This is a genomic window from Streptococcus gwangjuensis, from assembly GCF_028156745.1.
Classification (GTDB): domain Bacteria; phylum Bacillota; class Bacilli; order Lactobacillales; family Streptococcaceae; genus Streptococcus; species Streptococcus gwangjuense_A.
The window spans coordinates 1-12,672 of sequence record NZ_JAODJG010000035.1 but is presented as its reverse complement, the minus strand read 5'-3'; the positions used below and the strand labels follow the sequence as shown (position 1 = coordinate 12,672).

General features: G+C 39.5%; 8 protein-coding genes. 6 read left to right on the top strand and 2 right to left on the bottom strand.

Features of this window, described 5'->3' with window-relative positions; translation table 11 throughout:
- Positions 1–19: 19 nt before the first annotated feature.
- A complete protein-coding gene (gene mntE, locus N5909_RS06005; RefSeq protein ID WP_271630979.1) occupies positions 20–1,204 on the bottom strand; it encodes a CDF family manganese efflux transporter MntE in 1,185 nt (394 codons plus the stop codon).
- Positions 1,205–1,511: 307 nt separating this feature from the next.
- Here mntE and N5909_RS06000 point away from each other — a divergent pair, with 307 nt between their 5' ends.
- The 5 genes from N5909_RS06000 (at position 1,512) to yaaA (ending at position 9,512) form a co-directional block, all read left to right on the top strand.
- A complete protein-coding gene (locus N5909_RS06000) occupies positions 1,512–4,208 on the top strand; it encodes a cation-translocating P-type ATPase (protein ID WP_254754117.1) in 2,697 nt (898 codons plus the stop codon).
- A 139-nt stretch (positions 4,209–4,347) separates the two neighbouring features.
- Complete coding sequence (locus N5909_RS05995) at positions 4,348–6,450, top strand: mucin-binding protein (RefSeq protein WP_271630978.1); 2,103 nt, start codon at positions 4,348–4,350, stop codon at positions 6,448–6,450.
- A gap of 129 nt (positions 6,451–6,579) precedes the next feature.
- Positions 6,580–6,990 carry a peptide deformylase gene (locus N5909_RS05990; RefSeq protein WP_271630977.1) on the top strand — a complete coding sequence of 137 codons (411 nt, stop codon included), beginning with the start codon at positions 6,580–6,582 and terminating at the stop codon, positions 6,988–6,990.
- 11 nt (positions 6,991–7,001) lie between these two features.
- Positions 7,002–8,597, top strand: coding sequence for a hypothetical protein (locus N5909_RS05985; protein ID WP_271630976.1), 1,596 nt, complete (start codon positions 7,002–7,004; stop codon positions 8,595–8,597).
- Positions 8,598–8,783: 186 nt separating this feature from the next.
- Complete coding sequence (gene yaaA / locus N5909_RS05980; protein ID WP_064275950.1) at positions 8,784–9,512, top strand: peroxide stress protein YaaA; 729 nt, start codon at positions 8,784–8,786, stop codon at positions 9,510–9,512.
- 51 nt (positions 9,513–9,563) lie between these two features.
- Here the strand turns inward: yaaA and N5909_RS05975 are convergent, their stop codons facing one another.
- On the bottom strand, positions 9,564–11,048 hold the full coding sequence (locus N5909_RS05975; protein WP_247933127.1) for a M protein trans-acting positive regulator PRD domain-containing protein: 1,485 nt from the start codon (positions 11,046–11,048) through the stop codon (positions 9,564–9,566).
- A 218-nt stretch (positions 11,049–11,266) separates the two neighbouring features.
- Between N5909_RS05975 and N5909_RS05970 the strand changes: the two genes are divergently transcribed.
- The coding region (locus N5909_RS05970; RefSeq protein ID WP_271630975.1) for a YSIRK-type signal peptide-containing protein at positions 11,267–12,672 on the top strand (1,406 nt) is incomplete at its 3' end.

The following is a 12,672-nucleotide window of genomic DNA, read 5'->3' as shown; positions in this document are numbered from 1 at the left end:
TCTCATGGACAGGATTTCTCTATTCTTTTTTTGTTTCCTGGTGGAAAATATTTTGCCAAGTTTCGTGGCGACGCCAGATACTGGTATGGACAATTCCGTCCAATTCATAGCAGATGAGTTTTGTTTTCTGACTGATAGAAGTAATTTGTATATCCTTGATAGCAGAATTCAAGTCTTTTTCGGCTTTATAGGCCTCTTTATCCATCTGATTTCCATCTTGGCGAATATAGACAAAATCATCAGCCAAGAGTTCTTCTAGTTGATTTCCTTGGTCAATCAATTGTTCACGCATAAGCAATTTTTTATAAACATTGTCTAAAATCTCATCCTCAGGGATAGGTGCTGGCTCGATATGGACATCGGTATCAAAGACTCCAAAACGTTCCTCCAGCATAGACTCGACCTGATCCGCAATTTCATGACTCTCATAAACAGACAAGTCAGGATTCATCTCAAGCGTGATATCGAGGTAGATGTTGCTACCGTAGGTGCGACCTCTTTGCGATTTGACCTTGCTGATCTTGGGAATTTCCATAATGGCCTTTTGATAGTCCTCAAGCAGACGGTCATCGAAGCCATCAGAAAGGCTAAAGGAGGACTCGATGAAGATATCATAGGCCGTTTTCAAGATAAAGAAAGTGATGATAATGGCAACCAGTTTATCCACAATGGGATAATTAAAACTGCTAGCTAGAATGGCAATGGTGGTACCAAGTGAGGTAACAGCATCAGACAGATTGTCCTTGGCAGCAGCCTTTAGTGCCTTGGAGTTTGATTTCTTACTGAGGCGAGTGTTGTAGAGATACACCACAAACATAATCGCTGCAGAAATGATTCCTAGAGTTGCACCCAGAGGATCAATAACCGTTTCTTCTCGACTGAGAATTTTCTGAATAGTATCCCTTAGTACATCGAAACCGACATAGAACATGATGATGGAAGTGATCAAGCTAGCCAAATCTTCAATCTTCCAGTGACCGAAACGGTGGTCCCGGTCGGCAGGCTGACGCGCCATCCGTATCCCAATCAAGAGGGCAACATTTCCAATGATATCCGATACGTTGTTAAAACCATCGGCCACCAAACTGGATGAATGAAGGAGATGGCCAGTTGCTAATTTGGCCGCAGACAAGATCAGGTAGGTCGAAATACTGATAATGGCGCCACGCTCAGCTAACTTGAGATTTGAGATAGATTGCTTCATTCAACTTCCTTTCTAGTCATATAGCATTCTACCATTATACTGGTTTTCAAGGGAAAATTCAAATAAGGCAGTTTTTACTCTTTGAAAACTTTTCAAAATTTGGTATAATAGTACTACTCAAGGGAGTAGCTGGCAGAAACCTGTGATAGTGTCGTCATTCCGAATTTTATACTGAAAAGTATGCTTTCCGGCACTATCTTAAACAGCGAGACTTGTTATGATTAACAGGTTTCTTTTTGTTTGTCGTGAAAAGATGCGATGAGGGAAAAGAGAGTCTGTTTTGCACACAATGTCAAGGAGGAGACACATGTCAAAAGAACAAAAACGCCAAGCGTTTTACACTCAGAGTCCTGAAGAGGTCTTGAAGGCTGTGGATGCGACCGAGCAAGGTTTGTCATCAAGTGAGGCAGAAAAACGCCTTGCAGAATTTGGCCACAATGAACTCGAAGAAGGCGAGAAACGATCAATCCTGGTCAAATTCATCGAGCAATTTAAGGATTTGATGATTATCATCCTAGTTGCGGCAGCAATCTTGTCAGTCGTGACTTCTGGTGGGGAAGATATCGCAGATGCCATTATCATCTTAGCCGTGGTAATCATCAATGCTGCCTTTGGTGTTTACCAAGAAGGGAAAGCAGAAGAAGCTATCGAAGCTCTCAAATCAATGTCTAGTCCAGCTGCCCGCGTTCTTCGTGATGGGCATATGGCAGAGATTGATTCAAAAGAATTGGTACCAGGTGATATCGTTGCCCTCGAAGCAGGTGATGTAGTACCAGCAGACCTACGTTTGCTTGAAGCCAACTCTCTTAAAATCGAAGAAGCTGCCCTGACAGGTGAGTCTGTTCCAGTTGAAAAAGACTTGACAGTCGAGCTTGCGACAGATGCTGGTATTGGTGACCGTGTCAATATGGCCTTCCAAAACTCAAATGTGACTTATGGTCGTGGTCTTGGTGTTGTTGTCAATACAGGTATGTACACGGAAGTTGGTCATATCGCTGGCATGCTCCAAGATGCAGATGAGACAGACACACCACTTAAACAAAACTTGAACAACCTTTCTAAGGTCTTGACTTATGCAATTTTGGTCATTGCCCTTGTTACTTTTGTAGTTGGTGTTTTCATTCAAGGGAAAAATCCACTCGGTGAGTTGATGACCTCTGTTGCCCTTGCCGTTGCAGCCATTCCAGAAGGTCTCCCAGCTATCGTAACTATCGTTCTTGCCCTCGGTACTCAAGTTTTGGCTAAAAGAAACTCTATCGTTCGTAAGTTGCCAGCTGTAGAAACTCTTGGTTCAACAGAAATCATCGCTTCTGACAAGACTGGTACGCTGACTATGAACAAGATGACCGTCGAAAAAGTCTTCTACGATGCGGTTCTACATGACTCAGCTGATGACATTGAACTAGGTCTTGAAATGCCCCTGCTTCGTTCAGTTGTCTTGGCCAATGATACGAAAATTGATGTGGAAGGAAACTTGATTGGTGATCCAACCGAAACAGCCTTTATCCAATATGCTTTGGACAAGGGCTACGATGTCAAAGGATTTTTAGAGAAATATCCTCGTGTGGCTGAGTTGCCATTTGATTCTGAACGTAAGCTCATGTCAACAGTTCATCCACTTGCAGATGGACGCTTCCTCGTAGCTGTTAAAGGTGCGCCAGACCAACTCTTGAAACGTTGTGTTCTTCGTGATAAGGCTGGGGATATTGCTCCGATTGATGAGAAGGTTGCAAATCTCATCCATACAAACAACTCTGAAATGGCTCACCAAGCCTTGCGTGTCCTTGCTGGTGCTTATAAGATTATTGACAGCATTCCAGAAAACCTTATTTCTGAAGAGCTTGAAAATGATTTAATCTTTACTGGTTTGATTGGGATGATTGACCCTGAACGTCCTGAAGCTGCTGAGGCTGTTCGTGTGGCTAAGGAAGCTGGCATCCGTCCAATCATGATTACGGGTGACCATCAAGACACAGCAGAAGCTATTGCTAAACGTTTGGGAATCATTGATGCAAATGATACAGAAGGCCACGTTTTAACTGGTGCTGAGCTCAACGAACTATCTGATGAAGACTTTGAAAAAGTAGTTGGTCAATATTCTGTTTATGCCCGTGTGTCTCCAGAACACAAGGTTCGTATCGTCAAGGCTTGGCAAAAACAAGGTAAGGTCGTTGCCATGACAGGTGACGGTGTCAATGATGCGCCAGCTCTGAAAACAGCCGATATCGGTATCGGTATGGGAATCACTGGTACAGAGGTTTCTAAGGGGGCTTCTGACATGATTCTTGCAGATGATAACTTTGCGACTATTATCGTTGCAGTGGAAGAAGGACGTAAGGTCTTCTCAAACATTCAAAAGACTATTCAGTATTTGCTTTCTGCCAATACTGCTGAAGTATTAACCATCTTCCTATCAACCTTGTTTGGTTGGGACGTCTTGCAGCCAGTTCATCTTTTGTGGATCAACTTGGTAACAGATACCTTCCCAGCTATCGCTCTTGGTGTTGAACCTGCTGAACCTGGTGTCATGAATCATAAACCACGTGGACGCAAGGCAAGCTTCTTCTCAGGTGGTGTTTTGAGTTCTATCATCTATCAAGGTGTACTCCAAGCAGCTATTGTTATGAGTGTTTATGGCCTTGCTCTTCTTTACCCAGTTCACGTGGGTGATAATCATGCCATTCATGCAGATGCCCTTACTATGGCCTTTGCAACCCTTGGTTTGATTCAACTCTTCCATGCCTATAATGTCAAGTCTGTTTACCAATCCATCTTGACAGTTGGCCCATTCAAGTCTAAGACTTTCAATTGGTCTATCTTGGTATCCTTCATCCTTCTCATGGCAACAATCGTCGTAGAACCACTTGAAGGAATTTTCCACGTAACCAAACTAGACTTGTCTCAATGGAGAATCGTCATGGCTGGAAGCTTCTCAATGATTATTATCGTCGAAATTGTCAAGTTTGTTCAACGTAAACTTGGCTTTGATAAGAATGCGATTTAAAAAGAAAGTCATCTTCGGATGGCTTTTTATAATACCTTTAAAAAGAACAGAAAAAACTTTAAAAAAGAGATGTTAAAAGTAATGCCGCCTACTAAAATATTAGGTATAAGAATAGTAAATAATAACTTAGAGGGAAATCATGGGAAATAAAAAATGTATTTACTCTATCCGTAAATTGAGTTTGGGTGTTGCTTCAGTTGTTGTTGCTTGTGGTTTAGGATTTTTAGCAGGCTCTGTTGGGAGTGTATCTGCAGATGAAACGCTCGCAGCTAGTCATATCTTAGAAATAGACAAACCTTCTAGCGAAAGCATAGACAAGGATAAGTCTGTCGTGGGTTCAGAAAAAGAAGCCATTTCTTCAGAAGCGCAGCATTATGAAGAAAAACATTTAGATACTCCTAAAGTGACTGAAAAAGAATCTCGTGTTGAATTTCATTATATTGATGAATCAACAGGGAGAAAACTTTTTTCAGATGAGCGTACTGGTAAGGTGGGAGAGGATCTTCACTATGATACGAGAAAGAAAATTAGTGAGTTCAAAAGAAATGGCTATGTATTGGTTGAAGATGGTTATTTGAAAACAGATGAATCTCAGAAACTTTTTCAAGATGAAAAGGAACCTCAAACATACACTATCAAGTTAACTCCAAAACATGAAGTGGTTAGTTTACAAAATCAGACCAATCCTAAGTCAAATGAAGAGGTAGAAACTGGGGTTGTCGATAGTCCTAAGTGGCCTACAGATGCTGAAAAGATTAGAAGCAACCAAGAACAGCCTTTAGAAAGAACGATTCAAAGAATCATTAAATATAAATATAAAAATAATGGCAAAGAAGCCTTTGCTGAGAAAAAACAAAGTATTTCCTTTGAACGCTATGCGACTGTTAATCTTGTGACTAAGGAGATTTCCTATTCAAACTGGAAAATAAAACAGGAGCATCTTAAAAATCAAACAGCCAAGATTAGCTATGTGGATATCAGTGAAAATAAGCTACTGAAAGAAGATACAGTTACAGGCGAGTCTAGATATCCTATTGAATACAGTACGCTAAAAACGATTAGTGACTATAAACGTAAAGGATACGATTTGGTTTCAAGTGACTATGATCGAGGTTTACAATATTTTGACCAAGATAGTAAGGCTGATCAAACATTTAAGGTTGCCTTAACACCTCGTCTAGAATTTGTTTATCCCGAAGATACAATTCCAACCGCTCATAAAAAAGTGGATGAAGATGTTCAAGATTCGCCTCTATGGCCTTCCAATGTCTCTAATATCGTTAACAAAAAATCCATTGATCGCAACATTTCCTATCAAGATTTTGTAACACATGATAAGGTTGTTGAAGACCGAAATGATCAAGTTCATTTTAAACGCGTTGCTAAGGTTGATTTTGTAAGAGGAGATCTCTATTATCGGGATTGGACGAGTGAAGAACCAAATTTACCAAAAGTAGGAAGTCCACTGGTAAAAGGTTTAGTTGCGGATAAAGAAGCAGTTGCAGAAAAAACAGTAGCTGTAACAGATTCTACGATTAAGGAAACTGTCTACTACAAACACCTAGGAAAATGGATAGCAATTTCTCCAACTGAAAATGAGAATGTGGCTTCGATTCAATATCCCAATGACCAAGATGGCAACCCTTCTAAGCCAGGTCTTGCTAGTAATCCAGGTCTAGGAACAATACCTTATCTTAAAGGCTACAAAGCTGTGACATCAACTACTGATTTGGTGTTGAAGGATTCTTCTCATCCAGAATTAGGTTACTTATTACCTGAGGTACCAGAAGATTTTACCAAAGATACAGTGATTCATTATCTACCTGTGAAAGCTACCGAGCCAGAACCGCCAAGAGGAGAGCAACCCAAGACTCCGGCAAATCCATTTCCTAAAGACCCTAAGCAACCGGAAGTACCGACTGTTGAGAAACCAAAGACTCCAGCAAGTCCAGTACCTGAGGAGCCAAAGCGACCTGAAGTTCCAGCTGTTGATCAGCCTAAGGTTCCCGAAAAACCATCCCCTAAGGAACCCAAGCAGCCTGAAGTTCCGACTGCTGAGCAACCTAAAACTCCAGCAAGTCCAGCACCTGAGGAGCCAAAGAAACCAGAAACTCCAATAATAAGGGAAACAAAGGAAGCTGGTGAATTACCAGAGACAGCTAGTCATGATTCTATTTTACTAGTAGTTGGCTACCTATCAGCTCTATCTGGCCTTCTATTGTTTAAAGGTAAAAAAGATTAAGAATTTACAAATAGCAAAAAAGTCATCTTCGGATGGCTTTTTGCTACAGTTAAGGGAAAGGGCTTGCAGTTATCGGCTTTTGTGCTATAATTGCTATAATATAGTAAAAAGCAAGAGGAGTGAGCAGAAGTGGAAAAGAAAATTGTAAAGGATATTTTGTTTTTATCTCAGGTGTCTCAGCCGGCAAATCAGGATGATCTGTATCTTGCCAGAGATTTGCAGGATACACTTTTAGCGAATCGTGAGACTTGTGTCGGTCTGGCTGCCAATATGATTGGGGTGCAGAAGCGCGTGATTATCTTTAATCTTGGCTTGGTTCCTGTGGTCATGTTTAATCCAGTGCTCCTGTCTTTTGAAGGACCTTATGAGACAGAAGAAGGCTGTTTGTCTTTGACAGGTGTGAGACCAACTAAGCGTTATGAAACTATAAGGGTTGCCTATCGTGACAGCAAGTGGCAGGAACAGACCATTACTTTGACAGGTTTCCCGGCTCAGATTTGCCAGCATGAACTGGATCACTTGGAAGGACGAATCATTTAGGAGGAAAGCAAATGAAACGGATAATCTTTGAACTTATTTTTATAGCAACGACCTGGTATATCTTCTTACCACCCCTTAACCTGACCAGCTGGGAATTTCTCTTTTTCCTCTGTGGGCATTTGCTGGTTGTGGCAATCTTATTTGGCTTTGGCAAGGGAATAAATCTGGTCAAAACAGTTCATGTGCGCCACGGTAAAGCGGAAGCTGCCTTAAATCTAGAGAGTTTCAAAATCAATCGATTAGGGAAAATCCTTTTAGCTTCTATTGGAGGAATTCTTCTCTTAGCTGGTTTAGTTTCCTTGGTGACCTCCAGCATTTTTCAGGCTAAAAATTATGCTAATGTAGTCACAGTTACGGAAAAAGACTTTACTGAATTTCCTAAGACTGACACCAGTAAGGTTCCTATCTTAGATAGAAGTACTGCTGAGAAAATTGGTGACCGCTACTTGGGTTCTCTAACAGATAAGGTATCGCAGTATGTAGCGGCAGATACCTATACCCAATTGACGATTGATGGGAAACCTTATCGAGTTACGCCACTAGAATACGCAGACCCTATCAAGTGGTTTAACAATCAAGCAAAAGGAATCGGCGAGTATATCAAGGTGGACATGGTAACCGGTAATGCGGACTTGGTGGACTTGAAGACACCAATCAAGTATTCGGACTCGGAGTATTTTAACCGCGATGTCAAGCGTCACCTGCGCTTGAAGTACCCAACTAAAATCTTCAAGACTCCATCTTTTGAGGTGGACGATGAGGGTAATCCTTTCTATGTAGCAACGGTTTACCAAAAGCAATTTGGACTTGCGGTTTCCCGTCCTGTTTCAGTCATTATCTTGGACGCCACAAACGGAGAAACCAAGGAATACAGCTTATCAGAGGTCCCAGAATGGGTAGACAGGGTCTATCCAGCTGAGGAAACCATCGAGCAAATCAACTATAACGGCAAGTACAAGGACGGTTTCTGGAATGCTATGATTTCCAAGAAAAACGTGACCCAGACTACCAAGGGCTATAATTACTTGTCTATCGGTAATGATATTTACCTCTACACAGGTGTGACATCGGCCAATGCTGATGAAAGTAATCTTGGTTTTATCCTAGAAAATATGCGAACAGGAGAAATCACTAAGTACAGCTTGGCTTCTGCGACCGAAGAATCAGCCCGTGAATCAGCCGAAGGTGCTGTTCAGGAGAAATCCTACAAGGCAACCTTCCCAATCCTCATCAACCTCAATGACAAGCCTCTCTACATCATGGGCTTGAAGGACAATGCTGGTTTGGTCAAAGAGTACGCTTTGGTTGATGCAGTCGAGTATCAAAATGTTATCGTAGCTACGACAGTAGAAGAACTGCTCAGCAAGTACGCCAATAAAAACGACCTTGAATTTGATAATGAAACGACAGAAAGTATTAAGGGTGTGGTAGCAGACCTCAAATCAGCTGTTATCAAGGGCGACACCGTCTACTTCTTTAAAGTTGATGGCAAGATTTACAAGGTTAAGGCCTCAGTATCAGATGACCTTCCTTACCTTGAAAATGGTAAAACCTTCGAAGGTCAAGTAGGAAAAGACAACTATCTCAAGACCTTTAAAGTACAGTAAGGGAAGAGGCTGGGCAAAAACTCAATTTCAGGAAAAAATGAAGTAAATTTTTCCACAATAAAACGCATAGTATCAAGATTTCTCAATTCCTGATACTATGCATTTTTTAATTTTAATGCCTTTTTCCCCAGTCTCTTTTCAGATGAATTTCTTGGTTGTGGCTAAAAAATATGCTACACTATCAATATGAAAATTTTAATCCCAACAGCGAAAGAAATGAACACAGATTTGCCAAGTATCGAAGCTGCTCCTTTAAGACTAGAAAGTCAGGCTGTGCTGGATGCCTTGGCTCTCTATTCTGCTAGTCAATTGGAGAGTTTTTACAAGGTATCAGCAGAGAAGGCGGCGGAAGAATTTCAAAATATCCAAGATTTGAAAAGGCAAGCTGCTCAACACTACCCAGCCTTGAATCTATTTGATGGGCTTATGTACCGCCACATTAAGCGAGACAAACTGAACGATGCAGAACAGGCCTATCTTGAAAATCATGTCTTTATTACTTCGGCTTTGTACGGAGTCGTACCAGCCTTGTCACCCATAGCCCCTCACCGTTTGGACTTTTTGATGAAATTAAAGGTCGCTGGTAAGATTTTGAAGAGCCATTGGAAGCAAGCCTATGATGAGGCTGTGAAGCAGGAAGAAATGATTTTCTCTCTATTGTCATCCGAGTTTGAGACTGTATTTTCTAAGGAAATCAGAGAAAAAATGGTGACCTTCAAATTCATGGAGAATAGAGGTGGTCAGTTGAAGATTCATTCAACTATTTCTAAGAAAGCGCGTGGTGCCTTCTTGACAGCTCTGATAGAAAATCAAGTACAGACGGTGGAGGAAGCACGTCGCTTAAGTTTTGCAGGATTTACCTACCGAGAAGATTTGTCCCAGCCACAGGAATTGGTTTTTGTAAAAGAAGTATAGAAATCAGATAAGAGAAAAAGTCAGCAGAATCATGCTGACTTTTTTGATAACTTATAAAGTATTGGATATATGAATTTCATTTGATAAACAGTTAAGATGATTAACCAAATCCATGATTGACAGATGATTTCGACAAATAAACTTCTTGGTAATTCCTGGAATATAGAAATTAGACACGATGATATCGTAATCTGTCTGATTTAAAATCTCAGGACTTGTTTTCAATTCATCCCAAGTATCGAAGGTAAAGCGGTTATTACAGTAATAGGAAAGCATATCAACAAAGGTAAGGGATATAGCATGGTCAAAGTTACTGATAATCAAAACCTTGATAGGTGGTCGATTTTCTAACAACTGAGTAGAGAGGTTTTCAGCATGGGTCAATAGGGTATACATCAAGTGTTCCAACTGTTCAGGATGGTCATGCTGTCCAATTGCCTGACGATATTGAGCCAGTTCTTGACGTGCACTTCCCATAAAGTCTGGGAAGTAAACTTCGAATTTTTTAATCGTCAATGCTTTTTGTTCAAATAAGATTGGGGTAGAAAAGATTTCCTGTCTTTCAAAGAAAGCAGTGTTGTGTAAATGCCAAATCAGCTCATCGTGGTTAGTAAAAGTAATCTTATATTGTTTTGCTAGACGTTCTAATATTTGACTCAGTAATTGGTAAGAGTGTCTTGCTTCACTGTTATCTTCTATAGAGTTGAAGAATTCTTGAGGATCTAAGAAAATGTTACTTTGAATAAAGGAAATAAAAATTTGTGTAATGATATCTGGAGTGATTTCAAGTTCAAATACTTGAGAAAAATAGCCTAGTATCTCTTCAAAATTTGGAATACTTTCCAAAATAGGGTAGTATTCATCGTAGAAATGATTTGGTAAGTCGATAAAATGACCATTTTTGATGCGGTAAATACTGATAGCTATCATCAGTTTGTACATTCTATAAATTGAAAATCGCATTGGATAATTCGTGATTTTATAGAAGAAGTCAGCAAATTCTGTTAAATCTTCCTCAGGAAGGTCAGGAAAAGGCCAATCTAGGAAATAATAGCGCTCAGAAAAATATTGGGCAAAAAAATAGCGAATATCGATTTCATTGCCACGTATTTCGGATGGAGTAAATGATAGTTCAATTTGGAATTGAGTTGATAGAGTTTTTGTAATATTTCTGCCCAGTCGATAGAGGTTGGCATTACTAGAGTGAAGATTTTCTATTGTTCGATAAATAGGTAGCCCCTCATTAAAAAACAGATACTCTAGTAATTGAAAAGATTGAGAATTAGCAAGAAAATATTGATAAATATCTTCTACACTAGTGTTAACTTCTAAATCTATCATGATTCCGTTAACAGAAGATTGGATGTCAATAGATGGAAAGGCAACACGTAATTCATTTAAATCACTTTTTAAGATTCGTTCTGTACATCCTAATTTTTCGGCTAGTTCATGCAATTTCATCCAATTACGATTCTGAATTAAGGTTTCCATTAAACGTAATTGTCTTTGATCTTTTGTGGATAAAAGGTTTCTCATATGGGTATTATCCTCCTTAATTTATTCTATCATTTTTCTGTTTTTAATCAACTATAATGTTAGAGCTAAAAAAATGTTCCGACGATTCAAAAAAAAAGAGAATATAATAACTGGCTCTGAAAATCAGAAATACGATATAGTAATTCCTTGGATAGTGTTGATTTATATATTAAATAGTTGTAGAGTAGGAATTATAAAATATTACTTAGGAGTTCAAAATGAAACATTCACATAAGAAATCATTTGACTGGTATAGTATGCAACAACGATTTTCTATTCGTAAGTATCACTTTGGTGCAGCGAGTGTTTTACTTGGTACAGCCTTGGTCTTAGGATCAGCTGCTAATGCTCAAACTGTACAAGCGGATGAAAATGGTTCTGAAAATACAAAGACAGTTAAAGCTGATAAGTTAGATGATTCTGCTAAGATTGTGGAAACGCAAAGTACAAATACTAAGTCAGAGAAGACTTATGCAGCTCCATCTGTTTCAAATCCAGTGGAAGCAACTCCAACTAAATCTGATGAAGCTAAAATGCCAGCAGAAAAAGTTGAAGAAGCTAAAATTCAGAAAGAAGAAGTATCTTCTAAAAATGCTGTTGATAAGTCAAAATTATCAGCGGCTCTTTCGCGTGCAGAAAAATTGGAGATTAAATTGTACACTGAAGAAAGTGTAAAACGTCTTCAATCTAGTATACAATCTGCTAAAGAATTACTAAATAAAGCAGATGTGACAGAATCAGAATTATCTCAAGCAGAGTCTGAACTTCAGGCTGCAGTTATTGCTTTGGAACTTAGAGGGGCGACTACGACTAAAGTTATTGATAAAACTGAAGTAGTGAGCAAAATTGAATCTGCTGAAAAGAAAAATGCAGAATCAAAAGTAGCTGAACAAACTTCTGAAGTAGACAAAGAGTCAGAAGAAAAAGATAAAATTGCCTTAAAACCTGTAAAGGGGCTTCGAGTTGAAGATGCAAAGGCAAATAAAAAAGGCGGGTGGAATATTCCGTTAGATCAAGAAGCACGCTTAAGATTAAAGAGTGCTATTGAGGCTCATGCCGCACAAGGTAGTTCGCGTCGTCGGAAACGTGCTATCGGAGATTTGGATTATACCTTCAAGAAAGTTATGACCCCAGTTAATCCAGGTTTCTACGCAGATGCCAAGAGTGTTGATGAGTTAACAGTTAACCCAGACTATATAAATGAAACAGTTGTCAACGTTTGGTATAAAGACTTAGGTTATATCAATTTAGTCGACAAAGATGGACATTACATCAATTCAAATGGTGAAGTAGTAGAAAATAAAGAAGCGGCTGTCCGTAGACAATACAAAAATGATTTTAATGACACAACAAGAGCAGATGTAACTGAAATTCCTAATGCACCAGTTGGTTGGAAAATTAGTGACAATCAATCTATTCGTGGATATGATGCAGAAACAAAAACTATTGATCCAAACGACGATAATGATTTAGATGCTGTTGGTAAAGACTCTAATGTAGTCATTGAAAAAGAAAATCAAAAAGCTGTCATCCGTTACGTAAGCACTAACGGTAACCGTGTTCTCACAACAGATGAAGTAACAGGTAAGTCAGGAGAAGCCATTGCCTACAGCACAACAAGTCA

Bases quoted from the DNA above. Each gene is read 5' to 3' on its own strand.
- N5909_RS06000 (WP_254754117.1), top strand. From the start codon at position 1,512: ATGTCAAAAGAACAAAAACGCCAAGCGTTTTACACTCAGAGTCCTGAA.
- N5909_RS05995 (WP_271630978.1), top strand. From the start codon at position 4,348: ATGGGAAATAAAAAATGTATTTACTCTATCCGTAAATTGAGTTTGGGT.
- yaaA (WP_064275950.1), top strand. From the start codon at position 8,784: ATGAAAATTTTAATCCCAACAGCGAAAGAAATGAACACAGATTTGCCA.
- N5909_RS05985 (WP_271630976.1), top strand. From the start codon at position 7,002: ATGAAACGGATAATCTTTGAACTTATTTTTATAGCAACGACCTGGTAT.
- mntE (WP_271630979.1), bottom strand. From the start codon at position 1,204: ATGAAGCAATCTATCTCAAATCTCAAGTTAGCTGAGCGTGGCGCCATT.
- N5909_RS05975 (WP_247933127.1), bottom strand. From the start codon at position 11,048: ATGAGAAACCTTTTATCCACAAAAGATCAAAGACAATTACGTTTAATG.